The following is a 16,221-nucleotide window of genomic DNA, read 5'->3' as shown; positions in this document are numbered from 1 at the left end:
TAGCTATGGCGGGTTTGAATTTCACAAAACTAAAAAAAATTGAATTATCTTTGCGGCATGATGCAAAAGAATATTTCTGTAATAATTAGTACTTACAATTCGGTAGAATGGCTGAAAAAAGTACTGTGGGGTTATAACACTCAAACTTATAAAGAGTTTGAGATGGTTATTGCAGATGATGGGTCGCGTGAAGACACCAAGGAAATGATTAATGCAATGAGGGAAGAGGTTTCTTACCCTATAATTCACGTTTGGCACGAAGATAACGGATTTCAAAAATCACAAATACTTAATAAAGCACTTCTTGCCTGTACTACTGATTATGTTTTAATGAGCGACGGCGACTGTATACCGCGTCCTGATTTTATAGAGCAGCACATCAAGTTTCGTGAAGAGGGGTATTTCCTTTCAGGAGGTTACCACAAACTACCCATGGAGCTTTCTAAATCACTTAGCAAAGAGGATATCTACTCAGGCAGGTGTTTTGATGTGGAATGGCTTAAAAAGAACGGTATGTCTGCTTCATTTAAAAATAATAAGGTAGATGCTATGGGTATTAAAAGTGCCCTGTTTAATATGTTGACTACTACTAAGCCAAGTTGGAACGGACATAACTCATCAGGTTGGATTAAGGATATAAAAGCGGTTAATGGTTTTGATGAAAGGATGCAGTATGGCGGACAGGACAGGGAGCTGGGAGAAAGACTGGTTAACTATGGTGTTATACCAAAACAGATTCGTTACAGTACTATATGCCTGCACTTAGATCACCCAAGAGGTTATGCAACTCCGGAATCGATAAATAAAAACAGGTCGATAAGGAAAGTAACCCGAACCGAGAAAAGAAAATGGACAGAATATGGCATCGTTAAATAACGATGCTTTTTTTTGCTCTATAGGTTGTTTTTAAGGAAACTGTCCAGCTCCGGCAGTATCATTTCAGGAGTTAGCTGTTTGTAAAGTTCGTGCGGGTCTTTCTCTATTTTTTTGCGCTGATCATAGGTAAAGCTGTCATACAGATTAGGCTTCATTTCCAGCAGGTGTACGCTTTTATGAAATTTTCCATCCTCAAAACTGGCCCAGTGCGCCTTGTTTACATAAGGAGAGAAAATAGTAAATGTAGGCTTGCCTAATGCTTTAGCAATGTGTACTGTTCCGCCTTCGTTTGCCACAAGGGCATCGGCCTGGTACATTACCTTAATAAAATCACGTATGGTTTCCGGATAAACATCAAGGATGATATTCTCTTTGTATTTGCACATCTCATAAATCTTCATGGCTTCCTCCTTTTGATGAGGTGCATAGTTAAAGAAGATGTATACATTGTAGTGTTCGGCTATAAAATCACACATTTCCGCCACATACTCATAAGGCATCGATTTTTGCGGAGTACTACCCAAAACGCCTAAAACGATAACTTTTTTGTCACGGTATTTATTTAGCCAGTCTTCTTTTTTCTCTTCTTCCGAAAGGAAAATGTGTGGCTCATAATCTATAGGCTCAAAATTACCTGCTATCTGTAAAAGGTGAATACGGTCTTCTATGGCTTTACCGCAAATATGGCTACCTTCCTTAAGCGGACGTGTAGGATGGGTGTAATACCCCCAGTTACCCAGTTTTTTACGGCTCTTGTTGCCAATTGTCATTTTAGCACCCGAGAATTTACAGATAATCCTGCTTTGGGTTTTTGAGTAAGAGTCAAAAATAATATCATATTTTTCGGCTCTTATCTGCTGTATGGTTTCTAAAAGTACAGGGAGTTTTTTAAGTTCTTTTTCCTTAACCGAAATAAACCTGTCAATGTTTGGGTTGTTCATCACCACACCTTCAGTAAAATCATACGCCATAAGGTGAATTATACTGTCGGGGTATTTTGCTTTAAAGTTATTGGCAATTACCGATGCGATTAAAACATCGCCTATACGCTTATTTTGGATAATAAGTACTTTCTTCATACAACTAAATCTATTGCAAAGTAATACTTTTTTTCTACTTTTAAGGCAAAATTATCCTATGCCTTTAAACATCTACACCCATCCCGACTATGCTTCCCAAAAAGACTTAATACTCAATTTGGTACAGCAGTTCCATAACGAAGGGGAAATGCTTGTTAAAGGCTCACGAAACATTATTAAAACCAATTTTTTAGCAGACGAAAAGGTCAATTTAAAGTACTTTAAAAGGCCTAATGCCATGAATTCGGTAGTGTATTCGTTATTAAGGCCGTCTAAGGCAAGGCGCTCGTTTGAGTATGCACAATACCTTTTGCAGCACGAAATACTTACTCCGTTTCCTATTGCTTATGTAGAAGAACGTACCGCAACAGGACTAAAAGAGAGCTTTTACATTTGCAGGCATATAAATTATGACTTTACCTTTAGGGAACTGATACACGACCCTATGTTTGAAAACCGAAAGGAAATACTGGAACAGTTTACCGAGTTTACCTTTAAAATGCATGAAAGCAGGGTTAACTTTTTAGACCATTCGCCGGGCAATACACTAATTGTAAATAAGGGTAATACACAATATGATTTTTACCTGATAGACCTTAACAGGATGAAGTTTGAGGATATGGGTATTGAAGCACGTATGGATAACTTTAAAAAGCTTTGGCCTTCACGTACCATGGTAAAGATTATTGCCGAAAAGTATGCAGAACTTAGCGGACAGTCGGCGGACAAACTTTATGGTATACTGCTTGGTAAGACACTGCAGTTTAAACGAAAAATAACCAAAAAGAAATATTTGAAGCGCAAGCTTAAGGGTAAGAAGAAATAAAAAAGGGATTGCTTAGCAATCCCTTTTAGTTTTATATAAAGCATTAATTATACTGCTACGTCATACTCCCTAAGTGCATTGTTAAGGGATGTTTTTAAATCTGTAGATTCTTTACGTTTACCAATAATAAGTGCACAAGGAACCTGATATTCGCCTGCAGCAAATTTTTTGGTATAACTACCCGGTATTACCACACTGCGTGCAGGTACAATACCTTTCATTTCTACCGGAGTGTCTCCTGTAACGTCAATAATCTTTGTAGAGGCAGTAAGGCAAACATTAGCGCCTAAAACAGCTTCTTTTTCTACTCTTACACCTTCTACCACAATACATCTTGACCCAATAAAAGCTCCATCTTCAATAATAACCGGAGCAGCCTGTAATGGCTCTAATACACCGCCAATACCTACACCGCCACTAAGGTGAACATTTTTACCTATCTGTGCACAGCTACCTACTGTTGCCCATGTATCTACCATTGTACCTTCATCTACATAAGCACCAATGTTTACATAACTAGGCATAAGGATAACACCTGAAGAGATAAAAGCACCGTGACGTGCTACTGCATTTGGCACCACACGAACACCTTTTTCTGCATAGTTACGTTTTAAAGGCATTTTGTCATGGTATTCAAAAATACCTGCTTCCAGGGTTTCCATTTTCTGGATAGGGAAATACATAACCACTGCTTTCTTAACCCATTCATTTACCTGCCATCCGCCTTCAACAGGCTCTGCAACCCTAAGTTTTCCTGCATCAAGCAGTTCTATAACTTCGCGAATTGCACTGGTAGTTGTTTCTTCCTGTAACAGCGCTCTGTTTTCCCAGGCCTGCTCTATAATGGTTTGTAAGTTGCTCATTGTAAAAATTTATTTTGTGCAAAGATAATAATAGGCTTTTCAATACTAAAAGCGAATAAACAAATATCACAAACTAATTACATTCTATTAAATTATTGGCGGTTTCATTATCTTTATGTATCGTATTAATAGTATTATGAAAGACAATTTTTCAACTCAGGCAGGGCAGTATGCCAAATTTCGCCCTTCCTATCCGCAGGAAATGATAGAGTATATAGTATCGCAGGTTAAGAACAGGGAGCTTGCACTTGACGTAGCCACCGGAAACGGACAGGTAGCAGCCCTGCTTTCAGGGTATTTTACAAAAGTATTTGCTAATGATATTAGCCAAAAGCAACTTGATAATGCCGCCAAAAAAGAAAATATAATTTACAGTGTAAGTTCTGCTGAAAAAACGGAGTTTGATGATAATAGTTTCGATCTTATAACTGTTGCACAGGCTATACACTGGTTTGATTTTGATGCTTTTTACAAAGAGGTGTATCGCATATTAAAGCCTGACGGTATTTTTGCGGTAATGGGTTACGGACTGCTGTATACCAATGCAGAAGCCGATAAGATACTCCGACATTTTTACGAAGATATAACCGGACCGTATTGGGATCCTGAGCGACGTTATCTTGATGAAAACTACACAACGATACCTTTTCCCTTTAATGAGCAGGAAATCCCTCGGTTTGTAAATGAGTTTACCTGGGAGTTTGAGCAGCTTACAGGGTATTTGGAAACATGGTCGGCAGTGCAGCATTATATTAAAGAGCATAATACAAATCCTGTTGATATTATAAGGGATGAGCTCAAAGAAGTTTGGGAAAAAGGAGATAGAAAGGTTTATTTTCCTTTACTGTTAAGGGTAGGGCAATTAAAATGATATATTTGGGGGAAATATTAAAAAATGAAATTAAAGGTATTATTCTTTTTTATGATTACTCTTTCCTGTTTTGCCCAACAGGATACTTTGTCTACACAAAAATTTGATGATTTTGTATCTGTAAAAATGCAGGGTCCTGTAACTAAAATGGATACTATTATGGATAATCTTGAAATTAATGCTGCGGTATCGGGTGTAGAGAATTCAGTTTTTGTATTTCAAAGGTTAAAAGTGGGAAATAGTGAAGATATGCCTTACGATTTTAAAAGTCTTAAGGACTTTTATACAGAAACAAATAAAGGTATTGTAGATAAAACGGAGGAGAGTTCCGGGTATAAGCTTTTAGATACAACAATAGTAGATATTAGTGGTTTTAAGGCACTTCGTTCTTCGTTTGGAGAGAATAAAAATAAAAAAATAGAGTTCATTGTTTTGTATTTAGGAGGCTACATGTATAGCTTTGCTTATACTAATGCATTAGACTACAATGAAAAAGAGAAAACAGATTATTTCAAGAGTATAACTATTGAAGAAAATAATCCGGGGCAGTTTACTGGTGAATCTTTTGCATATAGATTAGGAGAGAAATTAGGAGGGCTATCGATTGTCTTGATTGTAGTATTGATTGTTGTTTTGATAATTCGTTCTAAAAGGAAAAAATAGTATGCCAAGAGTATTAGCGATAGATTACGGTCAAAAAAGAACAGGTATAGCGGTAACCGATGAAATGCAGATTATAGCATCGGGATTAACTACTGTAGATACCCCAAAACTAATGGACTTTTTAAAAGATTATTTTGCTAAGGAAAATGTAGGAAAAGTTCTTGTTGGAGAGCCAAAACAAATGAATAACGAGCCTTCGCAAAGTGCGGCCATGATAGACGATTTTGTGGAGAAATTTAAACTGCAATTTCCTGATATGGAATTAGAAAGGGCTGACGAACGCTTTACAAGCAAAATGGCCTTTCAAACCATGATAGACAGTGGTCTTAAAAAGAAGCAACGTCAAAATAAATCTTTAATTGATGAGATTTCCGCAACAATTTTGCTTCAGGATTATTTAGTGAGAAAAAAAATATAACTTTTTGTTAGCTTTTAATAAAAATTAAGTTTAACAAAAGACTGACGTTGCTTTATGATAGTTTTTTGACGGATTCAAAGTAACTTTGCACTCTCAAATTTTACGCAATGTCCACTACAATACAATACGAACCGGATGTGGTTCTTATTGGCGCAGGAATTATGAGCGCCACTCTTGGTATGTTCCTTAAAGAACTTATGCCGGAGGTCAAGATAGATATTTATGAAAGGCTGGATGTGGCAGCTGCCGAAAGTTCTGACGCATGGAACAATGCAGGAACGGGGCATTCTGCCTTTTGTGAACTAAATTATACCCCAGAGCTGTCTAACGGCTCTATAGATACTGCAAAAGCTGTAAAAATTGCCGAATGGTTTGAAGTATCAAAGCAATTTTGGGCTTACCTGGTAGAAAAGGACAGAATTACTAACCCTGAGGATTTTGTGAGGAGTATTCCGCATATGAGCTTTGTTTGGGGTGAGGAAAATGTGGAGTACCTTAGAAAAAGGTTTGAAGCATTACAAAAATTCCCAATCTTTAAAGGGATGGAGTTTTCTACCGACAGGAAAACCATAGAATCATGGATGCCATTAGTAATGGAAGGCCGTGATGAAAAGCAGCCTATTGCCGCTACAAACATGAAGATAGGTACCGATGTGAACTTTGGTGAACTTACACGCGATATGTTTGCATGGCTGTCTCAGCAGGAAGGGGTAAACATATACTATGGCCACGATGTTAAGAGCATGAGACGTTCAGGTCTTGGCAACGGCAAGTGGAAACTAAAGATAAAGAACCTTGAAACGGGTGATAAATTTAGACAATACACCAAGTTTATATTTATTGGTGCAGGAGGAGGATCTCTTCACCTGTTAGAAAAAGCAGATATCCCTGAAGGAAATGGTTTTGGAGGTTTCCCTGTAAGCGGACAGTGGCTTAAATGTGTAAACGAAGAAGTAATTAAAAAGCACCACGCAAAAGTATACGGTAAGGCATCTGTAGGGGCACCGCCAATGTCGGTTCCTCACATTGATACCCGTATGATAAACGGTAAGAGAGAACTTTTATTCGGACCATATGCCGGTTTCAGCACTAAGTTCCTTAAGCATGGTTCTTATTTCGATTTACCTACTTCAATAAAAGCAAATAACATTGGCCCTATGCTTGCTGCGGGCTACCATAATATGTCGCTTACCAAGTACCTTATCGAGCAGGTAACACAATCTAAGGAAGACAGGCTTGAGGCATTAAAAGAATATCTTCCGGATGCAAAAATGGAAGACTGGGTTCTTGAAACTGCCGGACAGCGTGTACAGGTTATCAAGAAAGATGAGGAAAAAGGAGGTAAGCTTGAGTTTGGTACGGAGGTTATAAACAGTGCAGATGGTTCGCTTGCAGTGCTTTTAGGGGCATCTCCTGGAGCTTCTACAGCGGTTTCTATCATGCTGGACCTAATGGCACGTTGTTTCCCTGAAGAGGTAGCTTCTGCAGAATGGCAGGCTAAACTTAAAGAAATGATACCTTCTTACGGACAGTCGCTTAACAACAACGAAGAGCTGCTTAAAGAAGTAAGAGAACATTCAGAGAAGATGTTAGGGCTTGAAAGCCTTGATGAAAAATAGAAATTCACAGTTGCAAAAAAATCCCCATGTTTTCATGGGGATTTTTTTATTTGTTAAGTTCCAGCTGTTTTGTTGCCTTCACAATTTTTTCCGATAATCCGTTGAGCCATACCAGTTGCTCAATTATTAGGTGGGCTTCTTCCATTTTAAGGCGGAACTCCTGCTCATCAGTAATATAGTTTTCCTTTAGCTCACGTGCCCTCAGGTTTTTCAGTTCTATAAAACGTAATGCCAGTTCTTCCTTATTAGAAAGGTGCGCTGCTTCTGCCTGCATATCTATCGTTAAAAGTGTTACTGCATGATCAAGGTTTTTAATAACCGCATCTACCACTACGTTAAAGGCTTTGGAAGCCTTAGAGGTTTTGTGTGATTGTATATAAGTACCTAACGATGCCAGTGATGATAACAGGGTGTGGTTAAGTACCGCCAGTTTGTATATCTGCTGTACCTGTTTTTGTTTGGATTTAGGCTCTTGTATCATCCTCTGGTAAGACGACATAAGGTTTCCTAACTCTACAAAGGCGCTTTTTCTGGCAAGTTTATAAGAGGTAGATACGCTTCCCTTTTCATTATAGAAAACAGATATCTGGTTAAGGTAATCCCTGTTGGCCTCAATAGATTTCTTGATGTACATAGGCAGGCTTAAAAACTCCCATGCCGGCCAAAGGAAATAGTTGGCTATAAAGGCTAGTGCTGCCCCTATGGCAGTATCAAACACCCTGTACTGTATTACTTCCCTAATGTTAGGAGTAAGCATGCCGTACAGGAATACCACGTATATGGTTACAAAGGTTGCCCCAATACTATAATTGATAGAGGTAAAGGCAAGCCCAAGTACCATAGCGGTAATAGCCAGTACAGCAATTACAGATGTACTCTTAATTACACTAAGTAGGGCAAAAGCTATTATACCGCCTACAACCGTACCTATAATCCTTTGGAGGGAACGCTGTTTGGTAAGGCCATACCCGGGACGCATAATTACTATAATGGTAAGCAGTATCCAGTAAGGGTTTTGCAACTTAAGTACAGAACTGCATACAATACCTATTATAAAGCCTATTATTATGGTAAGGGTTAACCTTAGTGAATGCCTGAATATTGTAGACGACATGCTCAGGTTTTCTTTTAGTATCCTGAAAGGGTAATATTCGGGGGTAAGGAATTTTTGAAGGTCCTTATCCCTTTCTTTTATATCCTTAAAGTTTATGGTTGTGGTAAAGGCACGTTCTATTATCTTGATTTTCTCTACCTGCTTTTCGGCATAATGCAGCATGTTAGATAACATCCACACTCCTTCGGAAGCTTCTTCCTCATTCAGTGCGTCACGATAAGATGTTATAGCCTTGTCTACGCTTTCCAAATCTTCTATAAGGTTGTGTTTGGAAATATATTTCTTTCTGTTTTCTATGCTTTTGGCAATCTTTTTAAGTGATGCACCTAGATTGTAGGCAAGGTTTTGGTAAGTACCCAGTACTTTGGGATGCTCACTGAATTTATTTTGCAGTTTACTGTGGTCAAACGAGGTAGAAAGTGCTAACTCTAATATATCGACCAAAGAAATAAAAACCAGTAACATTTTACGGTTACGGTTAGAGCTACCCGCCGTAGAACGGTTACGGATAAGTATTTCCCTAAGGCTTTCGTGTATGGTGTTTATCTCGACCTGCAGGTTAAGCTGTTTTTCTATTATACCTTCCCTGTCGGCGTCCTTGTCCCAAAGGTCTCCGCGAAGTTTCATGTATTTAGCGGTAAGCTTAAGGCATTCTACCATTTGTAGTTCGGTATAGCGGTGCGGACTTACCAATTTAAATAAAACGGATATACCCGTATATATAAGTCCTCCGGCTAGTGATAACCCTGTATAAAGGGGGATGTCCCAACCTTCACGCAAGTGCCCCGTAGATAGTGCAACAGCCAGTAATCCTGAGAAAGATACCATAGTGGCTCTTTGTCCGTAAACTGAAATCATCGACAGGAAAAAAATAATTGCTACGGCAAACGGATAAAATAACCAGGGTATAGGGTGCAGAAGGCTTACCATTAATGTACATCCCGATACGATAAGGGTTGTAATAAGTAATCCTCTTACTTTGTGCTGTAAATTGCTGGGAATATCGGCAGGATAAGTTAAGAAGGCACCCAATGCCACTGCAATACCGTATTCAAAATAACCTAACTGAGAAAGTATAACAAGCGGCATGGCCGAAGCTATGGTTACTATAACTGCTTTAGTAAAATTAGTGCTGTCTGCAAAGCGTCTTAGTTTCTCGATCATGCGCTGTAGGATGGTTTTGCAAAGGTACTAAATGCTTTATTCATTCTATTTCTTTAGGAGTCAATTCTCACAAAACTTTAGCATTTTCCATTATAAACGGCTTATAGAAGGGAGTATCGTTTTTATTTATTATTTTTGCGCTCAATCCAAAATAAATTAGGGATAAGATTATGGTATTACCGATTATAGGATATGGCGATCCGGTTTTAAGGAAAAAATGTGTTGATGTAGCTCAGGATGATCCAAACCTTAAGCAGATAGTTGCCGATATGTATGAGACTATGTATAATGCTTACGGAGTAGGGCTTGCAGCACCTCAGGTAGGGCTTGGTATAAGGATTTTTGTTGTTGATGCCAGTCCGTTTGCAGATGATGATGAGCTTTCTAAAGAGGAGCAGGAGCAATTAAGCAATTTCAAAAAAACATTTATAAACCCTACTATCCTTAAGGAAGAAGGAGAGGAGTGGGGCTTTAACGAAGGCTGTCTTAGTATTCCGGAAGTTCGTGAGGATGTATACCGTCACGAAAGAATTACAATAGAATACTATGACGAAGACTTTAATAAACATACTGATGTATTTGACGGACTTGCAGCCCGTGTAATACAACACGAGTATGACCATATTGAAGGTATACTTTTTACCGACAGGATTTCGTCGCTTAAAAAGAGACTTATTCAGAAAAAACTGCAAAATATAATGGAAGGCAAAACAAGACCTGATTATAAAATGAAATTTGTTGCCAAAAAAGGCAGATAATTTTTGTTTTTATGACCAAAGATTAGATATTTGTCTCCCTTTAAAAAAAATTAGAACAATGAGCATCGAAAAAATATTATCAATTTCAGGAAAACCGGGTTTATATGCCCTTAAATTACAAACACGTACAGGCTTTGTTGCCGAATCTCTATCAGACGGTAAAAAAGTAACTGTAGGTTTAAGAAGCAATGTTAGCCTTTTATCAGAGATATCTGTTTACACTTATGACGGAGAGGTTCGTTTAAGCGAAGTATTCAGAGCTATCGCTACTAAAGAAGACAACGGTCCTGCAATTTCTCATAAAGAGGATAACGCAACCCTTACTAATTACTTTAGGGAAGCGCTTCCTGAGTTTGATGAGGACAGAGTATATGCTTCAGATATCAAAAAAATACTTAACTGGTATAACATGCTTCAGGCTAAAGGTCTTGTTTCTAAAGATGAGCCTGCTGAACAGGAAGCTCCGGCTGCCGAAGAGGTTAAATCAGAAGAATAAAAAGTTATCTTACTAAATTAACGAAGTCCTGTCGCTATCCCATAAAGCGGCAGGATTTTTTTATTTTTAGGAATCTCCTAAAATAGCTTTTTATAAACCCTTATCTTTGTTTAAAACATATTATTTATGAATACAAGACAGCAGCAATTAGAGGCTTTTAACAGGTTACTGGATATAATGGACGATTTAAGGGAAAAGTGTCCCTGGGACAAAAAACAGACCCTGCAAAGCCTGCGCCATCTTACTATTGAAGAAACTTATGAACTGGGTGATGCTATTTTGGATAACAACCTTCAGGAGGTGAAAAAGGAACTTGGCGATATTTTGCTGCACATTGTATTTTATGCCAAAATAGGCAGTGAAACAGGTGATTTTGATATTGCTGATGTGGCTAATGAAATATGTGAAAAACTGATTTACCGCCATCCGCATATTTATGGTGATATAAAGGTGGAGAACGAAGAGGAGGTTAAGCAAAACTGGGAAAAGCTTAAGCTTAAGGAAGGAAAGAAGTCGGTACTGGAAGGCGTACCTAAAAGCCTGCCGGCACTTGTAAAGGCCAGCCGTATTCAGGATAAGGCAAAAGGAGTGGGATTTGACTGGGAAGAACCGGAACAGGTTTGGGAAAAAGTACAGGAAGAGCTACAGGAGCTCCATGATGAGGTACAGGGCAGCAATCAGGATAAGATTGAATCAGAATTTGGTGATGTGCTGTTCTCTATGATAAACTATGCCCGTTTTCTTAATGTTAATCCTGAAGATGCTTTGGAGCGCACCAATAAAAAATTTATAAAGCGTTTTACCTACCTGGAAAGTAAAGCCGGTGAGCTAGGTAAATCATTAGCCGATATGACCCTTGCCGAAATGGATGTGTTTTGGAATGAAGCCAAAAAGTTGTAAAAGGATAGTATCTATATTATAAAAAACAAAAAACCTTCTCAAGTTGAGAAGGTTTTTTGTTTTAATTATCCTGTTGGATATTTCGTATCTGTTTAAGTTTTTCTTTCCAGGTTTTAAGCTCTTCCTTATGGCGATCAATATTTTTATTAATCTCTTTTATAAAAGGATTGTCGGCCTTAGCATTAGAGATAAACTGAATATTATTTTCAAGCTGAAGGATTTCACTATTTACTTCGTCAATTTTACGCATAATGAAAATCTGCTCGTTTTCAATTCTGCGTGAATCGTCGCTGTCTGCCAACTGCTCTAAACGGTTACTGAATTTAACCATCTCTGCATCTTTCTTAGAAAGGCTCAATTTGTCGAACAGTGCATCAAGAATCTTATTGAATTTACCTTCAATGTGGCGTCTTGACTGCGGTACACGGCCTAAATTTTTCCAGTTTTCTATATGTTGCTTAATAGCATCAAGGTCGGTTTTATGATCGCCTGTAAGCTCAAAGCTCTTAAGGTTGTCAAGGTATTCTTTTTTCTTGTCAAAGGCTTCTATTTCCTCTTTATTGGCTTCGTTTCTTACAGCATGTAGCCTGTCAAAATAATGGTTACATGCAGCTTTAAACTCTTTCCATACCTTATCAGAATATTTTCTTGGAACATGGCCTATTTTCTTCCAGTCTTCCTGAATCTGTTTCATTATAGGAGTAGTGGCATTAAAATCGTCACTGTCTTTTAATGATTCAGCTTTTTCAACAAGAGCCATCTTTTTACCAAGGTTATCCTGCTGTTCTTTCTTTATATCCTTATAGAAAGCGTTTTTGTTAGCGTTAAAATCCCTGACAGCGCCTTTAAAGGCTGCCCAGGTATCTTCATTAACTTCAATTGGCACTTTGCCTGCCTCAAAAAATGCAGACCTTAAAGCTTCAACTTTTTCTATTTGTCCCTGCCATCCGTTGTGAGAGCTTACTTTTTCTTTAGCAATCTCTTCAATTTTGGCAATAATCTCTTTTTTGTTTTTAAGGTTTTCTTCTTCCTTCTCTCTTACCTTAGCATAAGAAGCTTCACGTTTGTCATGCAGCTGCTTTGTAAGGTCGCTAAACTGGTTCCATATCTCCTCGCGGTGCTCGCGTGATACAGGGCCAATTTCTTCTTTCCATATTTTGTGAAGCGACTGTAGCTCTCTAAAGGCTTTGTTTATGTCCTCTTCCTGAATCAGCTCTTCAACTCTTGCAATAATTTTTTGTTTTTGCTCGAGATTGTGTTTAAAGTCTAAGTCTCTTGCTTCCCTGTCCAGGTGAAGGTGGTCGTAAAAACGCTCTATATGGAAATGGAAGTTATTCCATACGTGGTTGTATTTGTCGCGCGGTATAGGTCCGGCAGTTTTCCAGCGTTCACGTATATCATTTATATGCTTAAGTGCATCGCTTATATTTTCATCTCCGTCTATAAGATTCTTAAGTTCTTCAATAAGGGCAAGCCTTGTTTCAAGATTACCTTTAAGGTCATTTTGAAGCCTTTTATAGTGAGCGTTTCTTTTTTCTCTGTATTGGTTGTAATAAGCGTCAAACCTGTTTTTTAAAGGGAAATGATAATCAAAGCCCGATGTGTCACCATCATTGTCATGGCTGTATTCATCTCTCTTTTCTTCAATCAGGTGATTGTATTTAGAGTAGAATTCTTTTTTTATTTCCTCAACATGATCCTTAACAGACATTACTTTTTCATGAGCAACGAGTTTTTCCAGCTCATCGGTAAGTTTCTCCATTGAAAAAGCTTCATAATTCTGCATAGGTATATCGTGCCTGTCAGCAGCAGAATCATCCTCACTGTCTTCAGCATTAGAATCTTCTATTGCTTCAACGGCTGTTTTTTTCTTAGGTGTGCCATCTTCTTCCAGGCCTGCGTTTAGCACTTCTTGTGGTGCAAACGGCATTTGCCCTTCAGTTTCGTGAATGTCGCCTAACTCATCAAGGCCTTTATTTTCGGCGTTAGGTTCGTTGGCCAGTTCATTCTTGTTTATAGCACTGTTCAGTTGTTTTAATTCCTGTCCATCTGCATCATGCAGGTTATCATTCTTTTCTTCTAACATTTTTTAAATGCTTAAGGTTTATATTGCGCTTTACACCCGAAAGATAGTAAAGCCTCTTGTAAATTCAAAAAAAAACGGGATTTTATGTTAAATAAAGTCTGTTTTTGAATATTTAGTTAAGTTTTTGATTATAAAATGATTCTGTTATTTAAAATATTATTTATTCCAGATTTTCCATGCTTTCTCTGCCTGGTAAACAAGCATCTTATATCCGTTTGAAATGGTAGCTCCATGAGCAGCTGCTTTCTTTAAAAAGGCAGTTTCTTCCGGATTGTAAACAAGGTCGAAAGCAATATGTTTTTCGGTAAACAGGCTGTAGTCTAAAGCCGGATATTCATTTACATTAGGGTAGGTGCCCACAGGTGTGGTGTTGATGATGATCTGGTACTCATCAAAAATTTCCTTATCAAGGTCGTCATAAGAGAAAATAACATCTGTTCCGGTTCTGGAAACAAAGTCATATTCAATCTTAAGTTTTCTTAATGCATAGGCTATTGCTTTTGCTGCCCCGCCAGTGCCTAATATAAGGGCTTTTTCATGGTGTGGCTCCAGTAATGGCTTTAGCGCTTTTTTAAACCCGAAATAATCCGTGTTATATCCTTTAAGCTTACCTTTTTTAGATATGGTTATGGTATTAACCGCGCCTATAATGCGCGCTGTTTTAGAAAGAGAATCCATCATAGAGATAACATCTTCCTTGTATGGTATTGTTACATTCAGGCCTTTAAGTTTTTTGGTTTCGTCCAAGACATTTCGAAGTTCACTTATGTATTCCAGATCAAAATTCTGGTAATAACAGTTGTCCATCTCTTTTTTGGTGAACTTATCATTAAAATACTTGGCGGAAAAAGAATAGCTTATCCCCCTGCCTACAAGACCATATATTTTTTTGGACTTTGATTTCAAAATACCTTTCATTTTTTAGTTGGCTCAATATAAAAAAACCTGATAACAAAGATTACTATTTCTTTGTTATCAGGCTGTATCTTAATTGTTAATTTATGTCACTTATTTAGCTCTGTTCTTTTTAATGGTTTGCTGTACTGCCTCGGTATCCCAAATGGTAGGGAAGAACTCCTCAAGCAATACATGGTTTTTGTAATTTAACCTTAAACCATTACTAAGATGGAATGTGCCTTTATCTTCCTGATGCTGTAAAAAGTACAGTCCGGCAAGACGGTATTCTATTTCATACTCTTCCGGGAAGTATTCGGCAGCCTGTAATAAAGTAATGATTGCTGTTTCATACTCTCCTAAGAACTGAAGCGTGTCTGTCCAGAATAACCATGTGTCAAGCTGGTAATCACCATACTCAACGGCTTTTCTGTAACCTTCTTCTGCCTCTTCATGAAAATTAAGCGCTTTGTTGATTACAGCATAGCGTTTCCAGTACAGCTTATTTTCATTGTCTATACCTATGGCTTTGTTGGCATAGTATAGTGCTTTCTGGTAGTTTTGACGACGGATATAAAAATCAGTAATCGCAATCCATGCCTTGTCTAAAAGCGGATCTTCATGAACGGTTTTAAGATAATACTTAAGTGCCTTTTCATGATTGCCCAAACGCTCGTAACATTTACCTACACGCAGTAATGCAAACGATGTTGGGTCATCCAGCTCCATTGTTATATTATAACAGGCAATAGCCTCCTCATAGCGTTTAAGCTTTTCAAGGGTTTTTGCTTTTTCAAGAAAAGCACCAAGGAAGCTTTCGTCTATAAGTGTGGCATATTCAAACGCCCATAAGGCTTTTTCAAAATTGTTTACGGCAAAATACTGGCGTCCTAACTGGTGCCATGCCACATCGCTGTATGGGTTTCTGTCTATAAAACCGTTAAGGAAATCAATTGCTTCAAGGTTTTGGTCTAAAAAATCAAAGCAATACACTACATTGTATAATGCAGAGTGGTCTTCAGTATCTTCTTCAAGACACTTTATAAAACTTTCTTTTGCCTGTTCCAGGTTATCCATAAACAGGTATTCCATACCAATAAGTGAATATACGTCGGCATAATCGTCGGTATACTTAAGGGCAACGTTTAAAAGCTCAACAGCCTTATCGTGCTGATCCCTTTTAGAATATATATTGGCTTTTTGGATGTAAATTTCTTCGTTTGTAGGTTCGATTGCATAAAGGTCGTTTAAAAGCCTTTCGGCTATATCGAGCTTGTCATCGAACACTAAAAGCTCAACCTGTACTAATTTTAAGCCTGTTGATTTGGGATGCTGTTCCAAACCTAATTTTAAGGCCTTCTTAGCTAAATTAATTTTTCCGGTATCGAGATAATGAAGTATAATGTCTTCAAACTCTTCGGAGTCAAAGAAGAATACTTTGTTGGTTTTCAACATCGATTCGAACTTTGATAAGGATAAACTGTGATCTTCTTCTTCGTGACTCAAATTCATACGCCTAATAGTTTAATAATTATCCTTCTTAAAGTTACGAAATGTAACACTAAATAAGAATATGTGTCGATTTGTTTTGAAC

General features: G+C 37.9%; 15 protein-coding genes. 9 read left to right on the top strand and 6 right to left on the bottom strand.

From position 1 onward, the window contains the following. The first annotated feature begins 57 nt into the window (after nt 1-57). Nucleotides 58-876 carry a glycosyltransferase family 2 protein gene (locus FUA48_RS17715; RefSeq protein ID WP_168197010.1) on the top strand — a complete coding sequence of 273 codons (819 nt, stop codon included), beginning with the start codon at nt 58-60 and terminating at the stop codon, nt 874-876. Nucleotides 877-893: 17 nt separating this feature from the next. Here the strand turns inward: FUA48_RS17715 and FUA48_RS17710 are convergent, their stop codons facing one another. Continuing rightward, nucleotides 894-1,955 (bottom strand): glycosyltransferase family 9 protein, encoded by a 1,062-nt coding sequence (locus tag FUA48_RS17710; protein WP_147584830.1) that lies wholly within the window; start codon nt 1,953-1,955, stop codon nt 894-896. 58 nt (nt 1,956-2,013) lie between these two features. Between FUA48_RS17710 and FUA48_RS17705 the strand changes: the two genes are divergently transcribed. After that, on the top strand, nt 2,014-2,781 hold the full coding sequence (locus FUA48_RS17705; protein ID WP_147584829.1) for a lipopolysaccharide kinase InaA family protein: 768 nt from the start codon (nt 2,014-2,016) through the stop codon (nt 2,779-2,781). Between the two features lie 47 nt (nt 2,782-2,828). Here the strand turns inward: FUA48_RS17705 and FUA48_RS17700 are convergent, their stop codons facing one another. Beyond that, nucleotides 2,829-3,644 carry a 2,3,4,5-tetrahydropyridine-2,6-dicarboxylate N-succinyltransferase gene (locus FUA48_RS17700; RefSeq protein ID WP_147584828.1) on the bottom strand — a complete coding sequence of 272 codons (816 nt, stop codon included), beginning with the start codon at nt 3,642-3,644 and terminating at the stop codon, nt 2,829-2,831. A gap of 136 nt (nt 3,645-3,780) precedes the next feature. On the opposite strand from FUA48_RS17700, the gene FUA48_RS17695 reads away from it, so the two are divergent. From FUA48_RS17695 to FUA48_RS17680, 4 genes are all read left to right on the top strand, one after another. Continuing rightward, the gene (locus tag FUA48_RS17695) at nt 3,781-4,515 is read left to right on the top strand and encodes a class I SAM-dependent methyltransferase (protein WP_147584827.1); all 735 of its coding nucleotides are present in this window, start codon (nt 3,781-3,783) and stop codon (nt 4,513-4,515) included. Nucleotides 4,516-4,539: 24 nt separating this feature from the next. Then, a complete protein-coding gene (locus FUA48_RS17690) occupies nt 4,540-5,178 on the top strand; it encodes a hypothetical protein (protein ID WP_147584826.1) in 639 nt (212 codons plus the stop codon). A 1-nt stretch (nt 5,179) separates the two neighbouring features. Then, a complete protein-coding gene (gene ruvX, locus FUA48_RS17685) occupies nt 5,180-5,596 on the top strand; it encodes a Holliday junction resolvase RuvX (RefSeq protein ID WP_147584825.1) in 417 nt (138 codons plus the stop codon). Between the two features lie 107 nt (nt 5,597-5,703). Further along, nucleotides 5,704-7,215: a malate:quinone oxidoreductase gene (locus FUA48_RS17680; RefSeq protein WP_147584824.1), complete on the top strand. Its 1,512-nt coding sequence runs from the start codon at nt 5,704-5,706 to the stop codon at nt 7,213-7,215. A 46-nt stretch (nt 7,216-7,261) separates the two neighbouring features. On the opposite strand, the gene FUA48_RS17675 is transcribed toward FUA48_RS17680, so the two are convergent. After that, on the bottom strand, nt 7,262-9,493 hold the full coding sequence (locus tag FUA48_RS17675) for an FUSC family membrane protein (RefSeq protein ID WP_147584823.1): 2,232 nt from the start codon (nt 9,491-9,493) through the stop codon (nt 7,262-7,264). 170 nt (nt 9,494-9,663) lie between these two features. Between FUA48_RS17675 and def the strand changes: the two genes are divergently transcribed. The 3 genes from def (at nt 9,664) to mazG (ending at nt 11,647) form a co-directional block, all read left to right on the top strand. After that, nucleotides 9,664-10,251: a peptide deformylase gene (def, locus tag FUA48_RS17670; protein WP_147584822.1), complete on the top strand. Its 588-nt coding sequence runs from the start codon at nt 9,664-9,666 to the stop codon at nt 10,249-10,251. 58 nt (nt 10,252-10,309) lie between these two features. Continuing rightward, nucleotides 10,310-10,747: a DUF5606 family protein gene (locus FUA48_RS17665; RefSeq protein WP_147584821.1), complete on the top strand. Its 438-nt coding sequence runs from the start codon at nt 10,310-10,312 to the stop codon at nt 10,745-10,747. Between the two features lie 126 nt (nt 10,748-10,873). After that, nucleotides 10,874-11,647, top strand: coding sequence for a nucleoside triphosphate pyrophosphohydrolase (mazG, locus tag FUA48_RS17660; protein ID WP_147584820.1), 774 nt, complete (start codon nt 10,874-10,876; stop codon nt 11,645-11,647). Nucleotides 11,648-11,708: 61 nt separating this feature from the next. Here mazG and FUA48_RS17655 read toward each other — a convergent pair whose 3' ends face one another. From FUA48_RS17655 to FUA48_RS17645, 3 genes are all read right to left on the bottom strand, one after another. After that, nucleotides 11,709-13,733, bottom strand: a complete 2,025-nt coding sequence (locus FUA48_RS17655; RefSeq protein WP_147584819.1) for a DUF349 domain-containing protein — start codon at nt 13,731-13,733, stop codon at nt 11,709-11,711. 156 nt (nt 13,734-13,889) lie between these two features. Beyond that, nucleotides 13,890-14,651: a shikimate dehydrogenase family protein gene (locus FUA48_RS17650; protein WP_147584818.1), complete on the bottom strand. Its 762-nt coding sequence runs from the start codon at nt 14,649-14,651 to the stop codon at nt 13,890-13,892. Nucleotides 14,652-14,741: 90 nt separating this feature from the next. Further along, on the bottom strand, nt 14,742-16,139 hold the full coding sequence (locus FUA48_RS17645) for a tetratricopeptide repeat protein (protein ID WP_147584817.1): 1,398 nt from the start codon (nt 16,137-16,139) through the stop codon (nt 14,742-14,744). Nucleotides 16,140-16,221 lie beyond the last annotated feature (82 nt).

It is taken from the genome of Flavobacterium alkalisoli, assembly GCF_008000935.1.
GTDB classification, from domain to species: domain Bacteria; phylum Bacteroidota; class Bacteroidia; order Flavobacteriales; family Flavobacteriaceae; genus Flavobacterium; species Flavobacterium alkalisoli.
This window is presented reverse-complemented; position numbering and strand designations above follow the sequence as displayed.

Coding starts and splice junctions, on each gene's coding strand:
- FUA48_RS17715 (WP_168197010.1), top strand. CDS start 58: ATGATGCAAAAGAATATTTCTGTAATAATTAGTACTTACAATTCGGTA.
- FUA48_RS17710 (WP_147584830.1), bottom strand. CDS start 1,955: ATGAAGAAAGTACTTATTATCCAAAATAAGCGTATAGGCGATGTTTTA.
- FUA48_RS17705 (WP_147584829.1), top strand. CDS start 2,014: ATGCCTTTAAACATCTACACCCATCCCGACTATGCTTCCCAAAAAGAC.
- FUA48_RS17700 (WP_147584828.1), bottom strand. CDS start 3,644: ATGAGCAACTTACAAACCATTATAGAGCAGGCCTGGGAAAACAGAGCG.
- FUA48_RS17695 (WP_147584827.1), top strand. CDS start 3,781: ATGAAAGACAATTTTTCAACTCAGGCAGGGCAGTATGCCAAATTTCGC.
- FUA48_RS17690 (WP_147584826.1), top strand. CDS start 4,540: ATGAAATTAAAGGTATTATTCTTTTTTATGATTACTCTTTCCTGTTTT.
- ruvX (WP_147584825.1), top strand. CDS start 5,180: ATGCCAAGAGTATTAGCGATAGATTACGGTCAAAAAAGAACAGGTATA.
- FUA48_RS17680 (WP_147584824.1), top strand. CDS start 5,704: ATGTCCACTACAATACAATACGAACCGGATGTGGTTCTTATTGGCGCA.
- FUA48_RS17675 (WP_147584823.1), bottom strand. CDS start 9,493: ATGATCGAGAAACTAAGACGCTTTGCAGACAGCACTAATTTTACTAAA.
- def (WP_147584822.1), top strand. CDS start 9,664: ATGGTATTACCGATTATAGGATATGGCGATCCGGTTTTAAGGAAAAAA.
- FUA48_RS17665 (WP_147584821.1), top strand. CDS start 10,310: ATGAGCATCGAAAAAATATTATCAATTTCAGGAAAACCGGGTTTATAT.
- mazG (WP_147584820.1), top strand. CDS start 10,874: ATGAATACAAGACAGCAGCAATTAGAGGCTTTTAACAGGTTACTGGAT.
- FUA48_RS17655 (WP_147584819.1), bottom strand. CDS start 13,733: ATGTTAGAAGAAAAGAATGATAACCTGCATGATGCAGATGGACAGGAA.
- FUA48_RS17650 (WP_147584818.1), bottom strand. CDS start 14,651: ATGAAAGGTATTTTGAAATCAAAGTCCAAAAAAATATATGGTCTTGTA.
- FUA48_RS17645 (WP_147584817.1), bottom strand. CDS start 16,139: ATGAATTTGAGTCACGAAGAAGAAGATCACAGTTTATCCTTATCAAAG.